Source organism: Streptomyces puniciscabiei, assembly GCF_006715785.1.
In the GTDB taxonomy this organism is placed as follows: Bacteria; Actinomycetota; Actinomycetes; order Streptomycetales; family Streptomycetaceae; genus Streptomyces; species Streptomyces puniciscabiei.
This window is the reverse complement of sequence record NZ_VFNX01000001.1, coordinates 20,586-36,403: the sequence shown is the minus strand read 5'-3', so window position 1 is coordinate 36,403 and position 15,818 is coordinate 20,586. Positions and strand designations below refer to the sequence as shown.

Genomic DNA, 15,818 nt, shown 5'->3' with positions numbered 1-15,818 from the left:
CGTGCGCCGAGTTCGGCGCACGGGGCTACGGGTCAACGCCGCGGCCCCCGGACCCACTCGCCCCGAGGGCGCGGCGCGTGACATATGGGAAGCCTCGACGTCCTCGCGGCGCAGCCCCCGCCGGACGGCCCGCCGAGGCCCGGGAGATCACCGAGGCGATCGCCTGTCTGAGGAGTTACCTGCCCGGGCCCCTGGCCGTGGCGCCGTATCGCGGAGGGGCACCGGCCCGCCGCGTTCCTCGCCGGCAGAAGCCCGATACGCAGCCCGCCAAGGTGCCCGGTCACCCGGTGGCCGCCCGGTCGAGCGCGGCCATGAGCCGACCTCCCCGGGCGCGTCGAGTGCGATGCCGTCGGGGACCGGTGAGTTCGGTCGCCCGCTCGGCGGCCGGCAGCACACCCAGCTTCTCCGACGGCAATCTCCTTGCCCGCAAGGCTGCCCTCGCGTGCATTCCGCGGCCCGGTGGGTCCGGGCAGGCTGTGGTGTTGAAGTGTGTCCGGCTTCGAGGGGAGCGCCCGTGCGCGCGCACGACAAGGAGAACGAGCAGAGCGACACGCGGTCCGCGCCGCGCCGGCCGGCCGGCCCGGCGCCCGCCGGGCTGGAGGCGCTGCAGCGAGCGGTGGGCAACGAGGCGGTGACGCGGGCCGTCGCACGGGAGCGGGACGGGCAGGTGCAGCGTCGCTCCCTTGTGCATGACGTGCTGCGCTCTCCCGGCAGGCCCATGGACGCGGGGTTGCGGGACGAGATGGAGGCCCGGTTCGGGGGTGCCGACTTCAGCGGTGTGCGCGTCCACTCGGACGAGGTCGCCCGCCGGTCGGCGGTGGAGATCCAGGCCAAGGCGTACACCTCGGGGGAGCATGTGGTCGACGGCGGCCGCATGACGAAGGAGGACTGGGCGCACGAGCTGACCCACTACCTGGACCAGCAGGCCGGCCCGGTACCCGGTACGGACAACGGCTCGGGTCTGCGCGTCTCGGACCCCGCCGACGCGGGAGAGCGCCGCGCGGTCGCCAACGCGCGCAGGGTGATGAGCGGCAGCGCGCCGGTGCAGCGGACGGCCGCGGAGCACACGAGCGGCCACCACACCGGCAGCCACCGGACCCACGCGGCCTCGCTCGTCCAGCGGACCGAGGACGAGGACCTGCGCAACGCCAAGACGCCGGACGAGATCCTCGCCGCCCTGAAGAAGTCGGGCCATTCGGACGACGACGCCTGGCAGTTGATGCAGTACATGACCTCCCAGCAGTTCCGGCCCGGTGAGGGGCAGAGCGAGTTCAACATCATCGACAGCATCAAGCAGGCCTCGCAGCAGCGGATCGCCCCGGTCCGCAGGAGGCAGGCCGGAGAGCTGCTGGCCAAGCGGTGGACGATCCGGCACTACACCGGCCGGGATCCGGAGAACCCGCCGAGCTTCACGGAGATCGCGTCGACGTACGAGAACGCGGCCGCCGGCCGGGCGAGCGAACACACGAACGTCGCCGACTGGCGCTCGCTCGGCAACATCAAGTTCACGTTCTACCTGGTGGCCGTGGACGGCAAGGTGCCCCAGCGGAACTGGCTCAACAACACGCACTGGTACGCGGAGTGGGACCTCGACGAGATCCCGGACTGCTGGATCTCCCCGGACCTGCTGGAGAAGATGAACAAGTCCATGGACGCCGACGAGGCCCGAGAGGCGATGAAGACGGTCAGGGCGTTCCGCGGCACCGGCGCGCAACTCAAGGAACTGCTCGCGGTCAGCGCCTTCGGTAGCGGCAACGATCCGGCCACCGCGCTCGACACCGCGATCGGCGGCGCCTTCGAGCTGAAGGTCCCCGACGGGCTGACGGTCAAGGAGTGGAAGAAGAAGTAGGTCCCGGCGACCGGCCCGCAGATCACCGGTGGGCGGCGAGGGCCGCCGGGCGCGAACCCGGCGCCCGACGGCTCTCCACCGCAATGGGCTGAAGGGTCACTACCGGAATCCCATCGGGCGAGGGCGCGGCGTGTGTTGGGATCGGTGGACCGCACGAGAAGTGCTCGGGGCTCATGGTGCGGCCCCATGTCCGGTGGGGCCGGAAGATCCGTTCTTCAATTCCTTGAGGATGTGCGCCCCGAGCAGTTGCCTGCGGGACTGCAGATGCACGGTGAAGCGCAGCGGGGTGCGGTGGGCGAGAGTGCGGCCGTGCGAACGGTAGGTGCAGCGGCGGTCGCGCAGGAGTCGTCGGCCGGTGCCGGGGCCGGCCTGAGCACTGAGCGTCTGCCGGGTGAGCCGGCCGAGACGGTCGCGGACCGAGGAGAGCAACTTCCGTTCCTGGAGGGTGCAGCATCCCCGCCGGCGGAGGTCCGTGCGCCGGTCGGGGTGGTGCGGCCAGCGCGCTGCCCGGCGTCGTACGTAGTCGGTGCGCTCGCCGCAGACCTCCTTGGCCGTGAGGCGACGGCGTCCGCCGAAGTCGCGCTACGGCGCAGGGGTCTGGCCGCGCCCATGGGCGAGGGGCGGTCCCGGGCGGACCGCCCCTGATGGGACGCCGGCCCACGACAGTCGCCCGGACGTCCGAGCGGCCGGTGGCCGAAATCCCGTTGGTGTGTCAGAGCTGGTAGAAGTCGGTGTAGTGGTTGGGCGAATACCAGACCACGCCGGTGTCGGAGTCGACGACGATCCGGTAGGCGTCCCGATGGGCGCCGCAGGCGCGCGGGTAGACGTCGTACTCGTAGAAGGTGTCACCGGACGGCAACTGCCCGTCGTTGTTGTAGAACTCGCCGCCCGCGTAGCTGCACTCGCCGTCCGGCCAGTCGTACCAGCCCCGAGTGGTCGGGTAGCCGAGGTCGGACCAGGTCGAGTTCGCTGAGGCCGCGTCGGAGCATCCGGCGATGTTGCAGGAGCCGTAGACGGCCGCATTCGCGGCGGGGCTGTTGACGGCGGACACACTGAGCACGGACGCGATGGCGGCGATCAGCACCGCGAACCGCTTGGCCCAGGACAGCCGGGGACGTCGCAGAGTCAGCAAGGAACCCTCCAAGGGAAAAGACGCATGGACATGACACACTGCTGGGCTCGCGTGACAACCGGGTGTATCGCCGGTTGCGGGAGAGGGGCAATTGCCTTTGACGCAGGCACGGCCGGTCCGCCGCGACCAGCAAGCGCTCAAGGGTTTCCGGCCCGGGCGGTGGGACCGCGCTGCCCGCCCTCTCGGTATGGCCGAACACCTCGGCCGACCTGCCCGAGATGGTCTGTCACCATGTCCAGCCGTGACCGCCGCTGTTGTGGGACATGGCCAGGACGGCGGTGGTCAGGGTGAGGTACGGAGTCGCGCGGCCCGGGCTGAACAAGGCTGCCAGGGCCCAGGCGAGAGCTGTGTACCACGGCATCGACCACGGCGCCGAGAGGACCCAGGCGAAGGCCAGCGCGAACGGCAGGGCACCGACAGCCGGCGCCTCTGGAGCGGCAGCGCGGCGGAGCAGCCAGGCCAGCGCGAGCATCACCACCGGCCACAGCACGCTGACGATCGCAGCAGCCGCGCGAGGGCCAAGGACCGTGGTACCGAACTGATCGAACACCGCCCACAGGGAGGGTGTCGAGACCAGCCGGGAGGCCGCGGACAGCGGGACCAGGGCGTGTGCCCCGTAGGCTCCGTAAAGTACGACCAGGGTCAGCGCGGCCGCGCCTGCCTGCCGGGCGGCCGGTCGCCAGGCGCCCGCACGCAGCAGCGGCCACGCCAGCCCGACGCCGAACAGACAGGCGCTGATCTTCACGCCGCAGGCGAGACCGACCAGCCCTCCCACGATCAGGTCGTGGTGCCACCGGGTCGTCCTGCGGGCGATGTGCATCGCGCAGACGGCCAGCCCCGCGACGAGGGTGTCCAGGTGCCCGCCCGCGACCAGCACGCCGATCAGCAGCGGGTTGACGGTCCACAGCAGGCCCGCGCGGACCGGATCGTCGGCGGTGCGCAGCAACAGGTACCCGGTACCCACGAAGACGGCGGCGTTCGCGAGCATCAATGCCCATATCGTCAGCCACGGCCGCTCCTGTCCGATGAACGCCGCCGCACCCTGCCACCACGTCGCCACCGGCCCGTACACCGAAGGCGTGCTCTGCCACGCCTCGCTCACCAGATGGGCGTACGCGCCGCCCAGCCGGGCGGGAGTCGTCACGTACGGGTCACCGCCGAGCGCGGCGATACGGCCGTACGCGGCGTAGCTGGCCGTGTCGGAGGAGCCGACCGGGGTGAGGTTGGCGACGGCCAGCGCGGTCAGCGTGCCGAGCCGGTAAAGGAGTCGGGCATCGGGTCTCCAACCCCGCTCATGGGCCTTGAGCATGCCCAGCGCGCCCCAGCACGACAGCACGACGGCCGTGATCGTGACCGTCTGGGAGACGGTGCCGGTCATGGCCGGCAGCCGGAGCCAGGGGATCGGTGCCCTGAGCGTGTTGTGGTTGGGCGCGCTCGCACCGACCAGAGCGAACAGTGCGATACCGGCCCCGGACATCCACACCGCTGGGCTCGGTGTCTGTCTGTCGACGACCAACAGCTTCGGCGAGGGAAATGTCCGTATCGGCCTCGCGAGACGCAAAGCCCACTTGTTGTGGTTGGTCGTCAAGGTCGCTCTCTCGGGTGTTGCCTCGGCTCGCGGCGAACGGTCCTGACCATCCTGCCCGCGAACATCCGGCCGTAGCCGCTGTCGGATACTGTGCCCGCCGCCAAAGCGCCGCAACAGCGCCGCGGTGGGCGAGGAAGCAGTTGTTGGGTTCGTTCGGGCCGTCCACCTCCGCCGGACCGGTCTTTGCGCCAGGTCACCGCCCAGACTACCGATGGCCGGAGCGGCCGATCCCCGGCGTGCCGCCGATGGTCAAGACTGCGCCATGTGACATCAGCGGCTGAGAGCGCGCGAGATGTCCGACGTACTGAGGGAGGAAGCAGCTGGCGGCTCCCGACGAAGGGCAATTCCGTGATACCGCAACGCATCGTGCTCGCCTCGGCCGCAGGGCTCGCGTCCGCGTTCCTGCTGGCGGCCTGCAACTCTTCGGACATGAACGCCTCAAGCACGAACTCCGGCAAGGCCACACCCGTCGCCACGGCTGCGTCGGACCCCGCGATCTCCGCATCGGCCACCTCCACGCCCCCGGACGGCGCCGGTTCCGGCAGCGGGCACATGGCCACGACCACGATGCTGATGGCCAAGGCGGTGAACGGGATGGGCACTGTGGTCACCGACGACAAGGGGATGACGCTCTACCGCTACGACAAGGACCAGGCGACTCCCTCCAAGTGGACGTGTGCCGGTGAGTGCACGAAGACGTGGATGCCCGTCATGGTGCAGGGCTCCGTACGGACCTTGGGGGTGGAGAAGAGCCTTCTCGGTACGGTTCACCGCAACGGCATGAAACAGGTCACCCTCGGCGGCTGGCCGCTGTACCGGTACATGGGCGACACCAAGGCCGGGGAGATGAACGGCCAGGGCAAGGGCAAGCAGTGGTACGCGGTCACCCCGACCGGCCACAAGTCCGCCATGACGGGCTGATTTCAGTGCACTCGAGTCGTACGGTCAGCGGCGCTATCGACTCGGTCGGCCCTGCCGACCGGGAGGAGAGGGCGAGCGGGGCGCATGTCCGTCGGCAGGTGCTGGGCCTCGACGGCCTTCGCGGGCTGGCGGCGTTGTATGTGGTCCTGTTCCACTGCTGGTTGTACACCTTCCCGGGCTACCCCCACAGTTCGGCGCCTCCGTGGCTGGACGGACTGATGTTCGGGCGTCTCGCCGTCGTCTTCTTCCTGGTGCTGTCCGGCTTCTCCCTGGCACTCTCCTCGGCGCATCACGGTTGGCGGTCGGGTGGCGTCAGCCGATACCTGCGCCGGCGCGCCTGGCGCATCCTGCCTCCGTACTGGGCCGCGCTGGCCATGAGCCTGCTCATGTCGTGGCTCGTGGTACCGGCTTCCCACTTCGGGCCACCCACCGGCGCGTCCGTCCTTGTGTACGGCACCCTCGTTCAGGACATGGTCAGCGCCCCACCGCCGAACGGTGCGTTCTGGTCGATCGGAGTGGAGGCCGAGCTCTATCTCCTCTTCCCTCTTCTCCTGTTCGTTCGGCGGCGGTGGGGCGCGGCAGTCCTGGTCGCGTGTGTGACCCTTCCGGTGATCGCCCGTGGGCTGATGGCGATTGACGCATCCCCCGTGGAGGGTGACAACTGGCTCGCTCCGCACCTCGCTCCCGTGTTCGTTGCAGGAGTGGTAGGCGCAGGGGTCGTCACTGCCTCGGACAGGGTCCAACGCCTGCCATGGGGATGGTTCGCTGCCCTGGCCGCCCTGCCTGTCCTGGCTCTCGGGTTCATCCAGGGTTCCGTCTGGACCGTGAACCACTACTTCTGGGTGGATCTCGCCGTCTCTCCGGCCATGGCGATGCTGCTCGCCGCGGTTGCCACCGGCAGACCCGCCATCCTCGTACGGCTCCTTACGGCGCGCCCCCTGCGCAGTCTCGGCGACTTCTCCTACAGCCTCTACCTGATCCATCTTCCGATCGTCATGGCCATAGCTCGCCGCATAGCACCGCATTTTGTGTCGCCTGGACTTTCCGTATTCGGGTTCACTCTCGTCCTGGGCCTGCCGGTCGCGGTATTTGGGGCGTGGTTGTTCTCCCGTATCTTCGAAACGCCGTTCAAGCGCAACAGATCCTGGAAATCCATGATCGAGTCGGTCGGGAGGTAGAACCACGGAAGCTGTTTCCACGCCGCACACCTCGCACCCGCGCATCACGGGCCCTACCTGCTGGACGCCTGGACCACCCAGCGGAACGGGGGGGAGCACGCGTTCACCGCGACGCCGCCACCCGTTGCGTACACCGCTACCGTCACCCACGCGGCTGGTTGGGTAGACCACTGGCAAGCATGGGCTTCCGTGTGAAGTGGTTGTTCCGGACGCTGGAGAGTGAGCTATGCGTGTTCCGATGACGGTCGCCGATTTTCTCGAGCGGGCCGAGTTGGGTTTCGCCTCCGACACCGGTGTGGTGGACGAGCCGGATCAGCCGGGCGTGCCGGTACCGGAGGCGACGTACGGGCGGCTGGGTGAGCGGGTGCGCGCCTGGCAGGCGGGACTGGATGCGCTGGGCGTGGGTGAGCGTGAGCGGGTGGCGGTGGTCAGCCCCAACTCCGCACGCCTGCTGGAGCTGCTGTTCGCGGTGCCGATGAGCGGTCGGATCTGCGTGCCGGTCAACTTCCGCCTCAAGCCCGACGAGGTCGAGTACGTGGTGCAGCAGAGCGGCTCGTCGGTGCTGCTCGTCGACCCGGAGCTGGACGGGACGCTGTCCGGAGTCAAGGCGCGCCACCGGTTCGTCCTCGGGGAGCAGACCGAGACCGAGCTGATGCGCTTCGGCGTAGCCCCCCGGCCGTGGTCGGACCCGGACGAGGATGCCACCGCGACGATCAACTACACGTCAGGGACCACCGCCCGCCCGAAGGGGGTGCAGCTGACCCACCGCAACATTTGGGTGAACGGGATGACCTTCGGGCTGCACACCAGGGCGTGGGAGCGCGATGTGTACATGCACACGCTGCCGATGTTCCACTGCAACGGCTGGGGCATGCCCTATGTGATGGCCGGACTGGGCGTGAAGCAGGTGGTGTTGCGCAAGGTCGACGGCGCGGAGATCCTGCGCCGGGTCGACCGGCACGGCGTGACGCTGATGTGCGGCGCGCCGGCGGTGTGGAAGGCGGTGCTGGATGCGGCGGCTTCGTGGGAGGGCGAGATCCCTGGCCGTGACCGGGTACGGATCGTGTGCGCGGGGGCTCCGCCGCCGAGCACGCTGATCCGGCGGGTGGGGGAGGAACTGGGCTGGGAGTTCACGCAGATCTACGGCCTGACCGAGACGTCCCCGCTGCTCACGTTCAACCGGTCCAGGCCGGCAGACGAGGGACTGCCCTCTGAGGAGCGGGCGCGCAAGCTGTCCCGTGCCGGACTGCCTGCGCTCGGAGTCAGGCTGAAGGTCTCCGGGACGGGCGAGGTGCTGGCCCGGTCGAACGTCGTACTGGACGGGTACTGGGAGAAGCCGCAGGAGACCGCCGCGGCTCTGCGGGACGGGTGGTTTCACACCGGCGACGGAGGCACGATCGACGAGTCCGACGGTCACCTGACGATCTCCGACCGGAAGAAGGACGTGATCATCACAGGCGGCGAGAACGTGTCTTCCATCGAGGTGGAGGACGCCGTCTTCAGCCACCCGTCGGTCGCCGAGGTCGCCGTCATCGGGGTGCCGGACGAGAAGTGGGGCGAGACGGTCAAGGCCCTCGTGGTGCTCGCCGAGGGAGCCACGGCGACCGAGGCCGACATCATCGCTCACTGCAAGCAGCGCTTGGCGGGCTACAAGGCGCCGACGAGTGTCGAGTTCCGCGATGCCATCCCCCGTACGGCCACCGGCAAGATCCAGAAGTTCAAGCTCCGCCAGCCGTACTGGTCCGGCCTGGACCGGAAGGTCAACTGACCACTGATCCTTGCGGTCGGCCGAAGCTGTTCGCCAGGTTGCTCCGAAACGGCTCGGAGAGCGGAACACCGGCACCCGCCTCGGGCAGCCTGCAGAGGCGATTACGGCGATTCGTGGCCGACCGCCCGGAACCATGAGCTTCCGGGCCGCGGACAGTGCCGCATGAATCGGGTGTTTGCGGATGCGCCGGGGAGCGGCCCCTTGTACGTCCATCCCGGCCGGGTATGGTCTGAGACCGGCTCGGCCAGGCGGTCGTGCGCGTTGAACCCCGAGCCGTGTCAGCCGGGGTTGGAACTCGGCCCGTGCGGCTCGGACTTCCCGCTGTGGGCCCGCGGAGGTGGCATGGAGGCAGGTCCGCCGGGAGGGCTACCGACAGGAGAACTGGTCGCGGCCACGCCCGGCCACGGCACCAGCGCCTGAAGGAGACACAGAGGAACGTGGACGCTGACCTGAACCCGGACGGGCGCCCCGGCCGGGACCCGAACGAGGACCCGGGCCGAACCCCTGCCGCGGGGCGGCCCGGCGGGACGGAGCCGGATCCCGGGGGAGCCGCGCCCGGTGCCGAAGGCGTCGGCCTGGTCCGGGGCGACGACGGCGCTCCGATCCAGCACCAGCGGGTCCACGTACCGGACGCCCGCAGCGTCCGGCCCCCCTCCCGCCCCGACCGCCCGGGCAGTGACGGCGAGCACCGGCTCCAGGAGCGCATGGGCACCACGGCCCGCGCCGCCAAGTTCTACGACGAGCAGGTGCTCGACCGGCTCAACCCGCGGATGCGGGAGTTCGCGGCGCGGCAGGAGATGTTCTTCCTCGCCACCTCCGACCGTCACGGGGAGTGTGACAACACCTTCCGGGCCGGTCCGCCCGGCTTCGTCCAGGTCTTCGACGACAGGACGCTGGCCTACCCCGAGTACCGCGGCAACGGCGTCCTCGCCAGCCTCGGCAACATCCAGGAGAATCCGCACGTCGGCATTCTCATGATCGACTTCCTTCAGGACCGGATAGGCCTCCACGTCAACGGCCGGGCCCGTGTCCTGACCGACGAGGAGATGCGCCGGGAGCGTCCGGACCTGCCGGTCGAACCCGTGCCCGGCCGCCGTGCCCGGCTGTGGGTGGAGGTCACGGTGGAGGAGGCGTACATCCACTGCGCCAAGCACATCCCGCATCTGCAGAAGGTGCCGGCACGCGGGGACCGCGCGTGGGGCACGGACGACTCCAGGCGCAAGGGCGGTGACTTCTTCGGCGCGGCGGCCGAGGCGGCCGACCGCGCTCCGGACGAGCGCCCGCGCCGCAAGGCCGACGACACCCCGTCCAGGGCATCGGCCCCGCCGCAGGCCGCCCGGCCGGCCGGAAGGGCCTGGTGACCGGAAGTCCCCTTGTGCTCGACCGCCGTGCGCGCCACGCGTCGGCCGGAGGGCGGCCGTGGGGTCAGTCGCCCTCCTCGGTGAGGGCCGCCAGTTCACGATCCACGGCGCGCTGGTGCTCCGCCGCCTCCTCGCGGGCCCTGCGCGGGCTCCAACGGCCGGCCATGACGAAGATGAAGGGCAGGAAGATCAGCTGCCCGGCGACACAGATCAGCCACCAGGTGCGCCACTGCCCGGGGCCCTGGGCCGAGGCGCTCTTCACCTGGGCCCCGTAGCGCTGCAGCAGCGCCAACTGCGGCTGGGCCCTGCGTACGGTCGCCAGGCCGTCGTCCCCGACCTCGCGTGCCACCTGGGCCGCCAGCGCCGGCGGGACCGCGTTCGGAGGATAGGCCTCGAGTTCGGCGAAAAGCCGCGGGTGCGCGTCGATGACGGCCAGAGCGGGGGCGGCCTGGACGCTTGCGGCCTTCACCTGGGCGCCATGCTCGACCAGTGGCGTGGCCGACGTCACCACGACAGGGACGAACGCCGTGGAGATCGCGACCACCGCCCGGATGATCCATCCCCATACGGCCAGACCGGTCGCCGTGGCGGCCGGGTTGTGCTTCTCCACGGTCTCGGTGAAGCTCGCCATCCACGGTGCGTAGGTGACGCCGGTGAGCACGCCGATGGCGACGAACAGCGCGGCAAAGGTGTAGTAACCGGTATGCGGCTCCGTGGCGTGCAGGGCGAAGAGCGTGGTGACCGCGATCGAGCCGACGGCTCCGACGAGCATGAACGGCTTGCGCACCTTCAGCTTGTCGGAGAGCAGCCCCGCCGCCACCAGTGCCAGCGCGTTGGCCGCCCAGTACCAGTTGGCCAGCCCGTTGGTGCGCTGCTCGCTGTAGCCGAAGGTGGCGGCGAAATAGACGACGAAGTTTCCTACAGCGCCGAAGTAGAGCAGGAGGAAGAGGCTGACAGCCGTGGCCGAGCCGACGACGTCCAGCCGCAGCATCTGCCGCCAGTGGCCCGCGGCCGCCGTCGTCGCCCGGGTGCCCTTGGCCCGCGCTTCGATGAGCGCACGGTCGCGGAGGCTGACCATGATCTGGTCCCGCAGCCGGGGCGACAGCTCGCGCAGCCCCACCAGCGCCAGCACGAAGACGGCGAGCCCGGCCCAGCCGGAGTAGCGCAGCTCGTCCTGCCAGCCGGCGAAGGACAGCGTGCTGCTGGTGACGAGGGTGACGACCAGGCTGCCGATGACCGGGCCCATGGTCCAGTAGCCCATCGCGGTCGCTCGGCCGAGCTGTGGGGAGAAGTCCCGGATCAGTGCCGGCGTGGCCACCAGCACGATGCCTTCGATGAAGCTCAGGCAGGCGAAGAGCGCCAGGTAGGTCGCCTTGTCCGGGGCGTTGGGCAGGCCGAGGAGGCTGAGCAGGGCGGCGACGAGAAGCCCGTAGACCACCATGTTGGCGCGGCCCCAGCGGTCGGCGAGGCCCGCCACGAGCGAGGCGAAGGCGCCGACCGCGTTGCCGATGACGCTGACCCACACGAAGTAGCCGTAGGTCATGTGGAAGTGCGTGATGATCGATGTGGCGACCGCGTACTGCACGTAGAGCGCGTAGTACAGGACCACGGTGGTCAACACCACGATCGCCAGGTACGCCATCCGGCGTGAGGTGACGGGGTAGTGGTTCAACTCGCGGCGCCACAACCGGGCGGCGGGGTGGGGAGTTTCCGGCGTGCCGGTGTCGGTCGGTCCGAGATGCGTGTCGTCGGGCGAAGCGGGCATGACGGTCATGCGGCGGCTCCTGGGTCGGGCCCATGGGCCCGGTGCGGTGGATGCGGACAGTGCACGCCTTGGGGTGCGGCGGGCACGAGCACTGTTCGGCCAGTGGGCCGAACCCCGGGGGTCTGTGTGTCCAGACGGGGACGATGTGCGCAGAGGCTAGTACCGACCAGTCGGTACGGCCTAGGGGTGTGCGCGGGGATACCGAAACGTGATCTCGCGCCTCCTGGCCATGTGCTCGGCGCGGCCGAGCGGGCGGAATGTGCGGAGGCGGTCTTGGACCACGTGGTGCAAGCTTCGAAGAACAGGCGGCACCACGCCGGTGGGCCGCGGTGCGAGGTTCGCGGCACCTCAGCCTGCCCCAGGCAGGATGACCTGTGAGGGTGATCATGAGTGTGAGGGATCCGGACGCCGGGCATGCAGAAGCGTTGGATCAGGGCGTTGCGGCGGCGGGCGCCGGCGTCGCCGACGGCGATGCGCCATGGGCGGGATGCGCGGCGCCGGCGACGGGTGCGTCCAGCGGCGGGCAGGCGCGTCGGGTCTTCGAGGACGCCGTCATGGTCACTCGGCCCGCGCATGCCGCAGTGAACGACATCATGGTCCGCCCCACGGCCCAGGAACAGTGATCGCCGACCCACTGGGGACGCTCTATGACCGGCCTGACCGTTGTCCTGCTGCTCGTGGTCCTGGCCACCGCGGTGGCGACCGGTGCCCGGCGCTGGAGCCTGCCCGCTCCGTCACTCCTCGTGATCGCCGGTCTCGTCGTGGGGCTGATGCCCTGGGTTCCCGAGGTCCGGCTGCCGCCTCAGGTGATCAACGTGCTGGTGCTGCCTCCCCTGCTCCATGCCTCGGCCGGGGAGATCTCCGTCCGCGACCTGCGTACCGTGTGGAGGCCGGTGAGCGGACTGGTCTTCGGTCTGGTCATCGCCTCGGCCGTCGGCGTCGCGGTCGTGGCCGCCGCGATCACCCCGCTCACCGCCGCGACCGCGCTCATCCTCGGCTCTGTCCTGGCCAGCACCGACCCCGTGGCCGTCACCGCGCTGGGCCGACGCCTGTCCCTCCCCCCGCGGGTGCAGGCCCTGGTGCAGGCGGAAAGCCTGTTCAACGACGCCACGTCGCTGGTCCTGTACAAGGTCGCCGTGGTCACCGCGGTCACCGGCAGCGCCATCAGCGTGTCCGGGACCGCGCTGCAGTTCCTGGTTCTCGCGGGCGGAGGAGTCCTCGTGGGTGCGGCGGTCGCCGCGGTGGTGACCCTGATCCGCAGACGGACCGACGACCCCATGCTGGAGACCGTCATCGCACTGGTCACTCCCTACGCCTCCTACGTCATCGCGGAGGAGTCGCACACCTCCGGCGTGACCGCCGTCATCGTGTCCGGGGTCGTCCTCGGCAGCACCGGCCACAAGCTCAGCGACGCCTCCGTCCGCCTCCAGGTCCACGCCGTGTACGACACCGTGGCCTTCCTGCTGGAGAGCGTCGTCTTCGCCCTGATCGGCCTCGAACTGCCCTCGGCCGTCCGCCATCTCGCGCGCGACGAGCACGGCTGGCCGCTGTGGGTGCCGGTGATCGCCTTCACCCTGCTGGCGATCCGTCTGCTGTGGATCTTCCCGCTGTCCGCCCTGCTCCATCACCGGCACAGCATGGGCGACAGCCGCCTCTCCTGGCGCGTTCCGGCCGTCCTGTCCTGGGCGGGCACGCGAGGCGTCATGCCGCTGGCGGCCGCGCTCTCCATCCCCCTGGTCACCCACACCGGGGCGCCGCTGCCGCACCGGGCCCTCATTCTCACGCTCACCACGGGGACCGTCGCGCTCACTCTCGTCTTCCAGGGTTTCACCCTGGCCCCTGTGGTCCGCCGCTCGGGCATCGCTCTGGAACCGGAGCACACCGCTCGTGAGGAGGCGCGGACCCGCCGGCACATCGCCCATGCCGCTCTCGAAGAGCTCAAGCAGCTCGGGGACCTGGATGAGCTCGGCGAGCTCGGTGCCGCCGCCCAGGCCGCGCTGAAACAGGCCCGTCGTCATCTGGAAGCGCGCATTCACCAGGTGGAAGACGCCCACTACAGCGATCCGGACGCCCGTCCTGCCGACGCCTACCGCGAGATTCGCCGGACACTCATCGCCATCGAGGCGGCCGAGCTCCAGCACCTCTACGAAGAGAACAAGATCAGCAACGCCACCCGGCGCCGGATCCAGCACGAACTCGACCTCGAAGAGGCCAGCCTCCGCCCCCGTGACTGACGGAAGGCCGGTATGGCAAGTGGGAGTGCGGCGGGTTCACTCGCCCGGCGGCTGGATGTAGTCCTCCAGGCGTGCCACGGCGAACCCCTGCTCCTGGATCCGCTTGAGCAGGCTGGCGAACATCTGCGTCATCGTGGCGCCCTTGAGCTCCGAGGGCCCGCGGAAGTGGGCCAGGATGATGTCGCCCGAGTGCAGCTTCCCGCCGGGAACCTGGTACTGGATGTTGCGGATCTGCATGGACTCCCGCCACCAGACGATCGCCCGGGGGCCGCACTCCGCGACCGCTGTCCTGGTGTTGGCGTTGTAGGCGCCGTAGGGCGGGCGGAACAGCAGCGGCGCGGTGCCGTACTCCTTGGTGAGGATCTTCTGGTCGCCGCACACTTCTTCCTTCTGGCGGGCCAGAGCGAGAGTGCTCATCACGGGGTGGTGCAGGGTGTGGTTCTCGATGTGATCGCCGAGTGCCTGCAGCTGCCGGAAGTAGCCGTAGTCCGACTTGATGGCGTCGTTCATCAGGAACATCGTGATCGGGACCTTCAGGTCGCGCATCATCTCGATGAACCTGGGATCCTTCTCCTGCCCGTCGTCGACGGTGATGAACACGACCTTCTGGGAGGTCGGTATGTGCGTGAAGACCGGAACCGGCCCAGTGGCGGAGAGCTTCACCGGCTTGTCGGCCGGAGGCCGCGGGGCGGCGGGCAGCGGCGTCAGGCCCCACTTGTGCCATGCCGTGGCGTCGGCGGCGCGCGGCGCGGTCGCGCCGCCTGTTGCGGCGGGCTGCGAGGGGAGAGCGGCTCGACGGGTCCCGCTGCCTCCGCTCGCGCTGCAGCCGCCTATCGCCAGGGTCGCCACCACGGCCCCCGTCACCACCGCGCAGAACGTGGCCCGTTTCTTGCGCCGCTCCATCGCGCCGTCCCCCAAAGCCGAAGCACATGGCCCTTGATCCGCTGAAAAGATAACCCGACCATGCGTAAGAAATGGCCATTGACCAGGTGTGATTCCGGTGCGTGGTGGGCCTGGTGCGGCCGTGGCGGCGGAACGGAAGGACGGCCGGCCTACCGGGCCTGCCTCAGGGGTCGCAGGACTGCCTCGCCGGCGCGCACGAGTGCGGACAGCGGTTGTCCGGCCCAGCCGGTGAGGTCACGGGCGAAGGTGAGGTCCAGTTCGACAGTCACCTTGACGTAGCGGGTGTCCAGCCGAGTGACTTTGGTGGGAGCGGAAGCCGGGGCTGTCGTGTCCCCCCGACGCTGCAGTGCGGCCCGATAGGCGTCCTTGCGCTGGTTCATACCCTTTCCTGACGGTTGATGAGCTCCTCGGCGAGGTCCATGTACGCCGTGCCCTTCACCTCGATGGGGCTGCCGAAGGACTGGGAGTACAGGTCGAGCCGCGGGATATGTGTGAGCAACACGTCGAAACCCCGCTCGGTGAGGGCCTCACGGGCGTCGGCGTCGGGACCGGTACGCGTGGCCTCGGGACGGTTCGTGCGGTTCAGCAGGACGGCGGCGCGGGCCGGGTGGGAGCGCAGGGACTGCATGTCATCCATCTCGCGGTCGATGGGCGCCATGCGGTCCAGCTCGATCGGGGCCGGGGTCACGGGCACGATCCACTCGCTCGCGTACCGCATGACGCCCCGGGCGATGTGGGCATGGTCCTCCAGCTGAGGGGCGTCGAACACCACTGCCCTTCGGCTGTCGAGAAAGTCGTTCACCCGCCGGTGCACATCGCCCACGGGAAGGGCCAGCACGGGGAACGGGAAACCGCCGGCCAGTTCGCTCCAGCGCAGCGCAGAGGACGCGGGGTCGCTGTCCACCAGCAACGGTGACAGGCCCGCCGCGTGCAGCGCGTGGGCCAACCAGACGGCGCTGGTCGTCTTCCCCACTCCGGGTTTGAGGTTCACGAATGCGTAGCTGAGCGGCACAGGAGCCGACGCTAACCCCCGAGCGCCGGCGCCCGCCGTTGACGCGGAGCCGTCGTGCACGGTTCACCCTGCGGCACCGGTGAATCATTCCCGCGGGCTAACGCCGT

General features: G+C 69.9%; 14 protein-coding genes. 7 read left to right on the top strand and 7 right to left on the bottom strand.

Annotated features, from left to right (window positions below; all coding sequences use genetic code 11):
• Positions 1-514: 514 nt before the first annotated feature.
• Complete coding sequence (locus tag FB563_RS43690; RefSeq protein WP_234358000.1) at positions 515-1,849, top strand: eCIS core domain-containing protein; 1,335 nt, start codon at positions 515-517, stop codon at positions 1,847-1,849.
• 171 nt (positions 1,850-2,020) lie between these two features.
• Here the strand turns inward: FB563_RS43690 and FB563_RS00150 are convergent, their stop codons facing one another.
• From FB563_RS00150 to FB563_RS00140, 3 genes are all read right to left on the bottom strand, one after another.
• The gene (locus tag FB563_RS00150; RefSeq protein ID WP_055709455.1) at positions 2,021-2,278 is read right to left on the bottom strand and encodes a hypothetical protein; all 258 of its coding nucleotides are present in this window, start codon (positions 2,276-2,278) and stop codon (positions 2,021-2,023) included.
• Positions 2,279-2,561: 283 nt separating this feature from the next.
• Positions 2,562-2,981, bottom strand: coding sequence for a ribonuclease domain-containing protein (locus tag FB563_RS00145; protein WP_079049049.1), 420 nt, complete (start codon positions 2,979-2,981; stop codon positions 2,562-2,564).
• 226 nt (positions 2,982-3,207) lie between these two features.
• Entirely contained in the window at positions 3,208-4,458 is a 1,251-nt protein-coding gene (locus FB563_RS00140) for an MptA/MptB family glycosyltransferase (RefSeq protein WP_142218382.1), read from the bottom strand.
• 459 nt (positions 4,459-4,917) lie between these two features.
• On the opposite strand from FB563_RS00140, the gene FB563_RS00135 reads away from it, so the two are divergent.
• From FB563_RS00135 to FB563_RS00120, 4 genes are all read left to right on the top strand, one after another.
• On the top strand, positions 4,918-5,490 hold the full coding sequence (locus FB563_RS00135; protein ID WP_055709452.1) for a hypothetical protein: 573 nt from the start codon (positions 4,918-4,920) through the stop codon (positions 5,488-5,490).
• 98 nt (positions 5,491-5,588) lie between these two features.
• Entirely contained in the window at positions 5,589-6,668 is a 1,080-nt protein-coding gene (locus FB563_RS00130) for an acyltransferase family protein (RefSeq protein WP_063797151.1), read from the top strand.
• 226 nt (positions 6,669-6,894) lie between these two features.
• Positions 6,895-8,436, top strand: coding sequence for an AMP-binding protein (locus FB563_RS00125; protein WP_055709451.1), 1,542 nt, complete (start codon positions 6,895-6,897; stop codon positions 8,434-8,436).
• A 704-nt stretch (positions 8,437-9,140) separates the two neighbouring features.
• Positions 9,141-9,797 (top strand): pyridoxamine 5'-phosphate oxidase family protein, encoded by a 657-nt coding sequence (locus tag FB563_RS00120; protein ID WP_079049052.1) that lies wholly within the window; start codon positions 9,141-9,143, stop codon positions 9,795-9,797.
• A 64-nt stretch (positions 9,798-9,861) separates the two neighbouring features.
• On the opposite strand, the gene FB563_RS00115 is transcribed toward FB563_RS00120, so the two are convergent.
• The gene (locus FB563_RS00115) at positions 9,862-11,571 is read right to left on the bottom strand and encodes an MFS transporter (RefSeq protein ID WP_234357996.1); all 1,710 of its coding nucleotides are present in this window, start codon (positions 11,569-11,571) and stop codon (positions 9,862-9,864) included.
• 365 nt (positions 11,572-11,936) lie between these two features.
• Here FB563_RS00115 and FB563_RS00110 point away from each other — a divergent pair, with 365 nt between their 5' ends.
• Both FB563_RS00110 and FB563_RS00105 read left to right on the top strand, forming a co-directional pair.
• The gene (locus FB563_RS00110) at positions 11,937-12,185 is read left to right on the top strand and encodes a hypothetical protein (RefSeq protein ID WP_055709450.1); all 249 of its coding nucleotides are present in this window, start codon (positions 11,937-11,939) and stop codon (positions 12,183-12,185) included.
• Positions 12,186-12,209: 24 nt separating this feature from the next.
• Positions 12,210-13,796, top strand: a complete 1,587-nt coding sequence (locus FB563_RS00105; RefSeq protein ID WP_055709449.1) for a Na+/H+ antiporter — start codon at positions 12,210-12,212, stop codon at positions 13,794-13,796.
• A gap of 36 nt (positions 13,797-13,832) precedes the next feature.
• Here the strand turns inward: FB563_RS00105 and FB563_RS00100 are convergent, their stop codons facing one another.
• The 3 genes from FB563_RS00100 to FB563_RS00090 all read right to left on the bottom strand — a co-directional run bounded on the left by FB563_RS00100 (position 13,833) and on the right by FB563_RS00090 (position 15,711).
• Entirely contained in the window at positions 13,833-14,699 is an 867-nt protein-coding gene (locus FB563_RS00100) for a polysaccharide deacetylase family protein (protein WP_167528456.1), read from the bottom strand.
• Positions 14,700-14,848: 149 nt separating this feature from the next.
• Complete coding sequence (locus FB563_RS00095) at positions 14,849-15,079, bottom strand: hypothetical protein (RefSeq protein WP_055710592.1); 231 nt, start codon at positions 15,077-15,079, stop codon at positions 14,849-14,851.
• The gene (locus FB563_RS00090; RefSeq protein ID WP_234358113.1) at positions 15,076-15,711 is read right to left on the bottom strand and encodes a ParA family protein; all 636 of its coding nucleotides are present in this window, start codon (positions 15,709-15,711) and stop codon (positions 15,076-15,078) included. The genes FB563_RS00095 and FB563_RS00090 overlap by 4 nt, the downstream gene beginning before the upstream one ends.
• Positions 15,712-15,818 lie beyond the last annotated feature (107 nt).

Excerpts from the sequence above, each read along its gene's own strand:
- FB563_RS00140 (WP_142218382.1), bottom strand. The coding sequence starts at position 4,458 with ATGTCCGGGGCCGGTATCGCACTGTTCGCTCTGGTCGGTGCGAGCGCG.
- FB563_RS00125 (WP_055709451.1), top strand. The coding sequence starts at position 6,895 with ATGCGTGTTCCGATGACGGTCGCCGATTTTCTCGAGCGGGCCGAGTTG.
- FB563_RS00120 (WP_079049052.1), top strand. The coding sequence starts at position 9,141 with ATGGGCACCACGGCCCGCGCCGCCAAGTTCTACGACGAGCAGGTGCTC.
- FB563_RS00115 (WP_234357996.1), bottom strand. The coding sequence starts at position 11,571 with ATGACCGTCATGCCCGCTTCGCCCGACGACACGCATCTCGGACCGACC.
- FB563_RS00105 (WP_055709449.1), top strand. The coding sequence starts at position 12,210 with ATGACCGGCCTGACCGTTGTCCTGCTGCTCGTGGTCCTGGCCACCGCG.
- FB563_RS00100 (WP_167528456.1), bottom strand. The coding sequence starts at position 14,699 with ATGGAGCGGCGCAAGAAACGGGCCACGTTCTGCGCGGTGGTGACGGGG.
- FB563_RS00095 (WP_055710592.1), bottom strand. The coding sequence starts at position 15,079 with ATGAACCAGCGCAAGGACGCCTATCGGGCCGCACTGCAGCGTCGGGGG.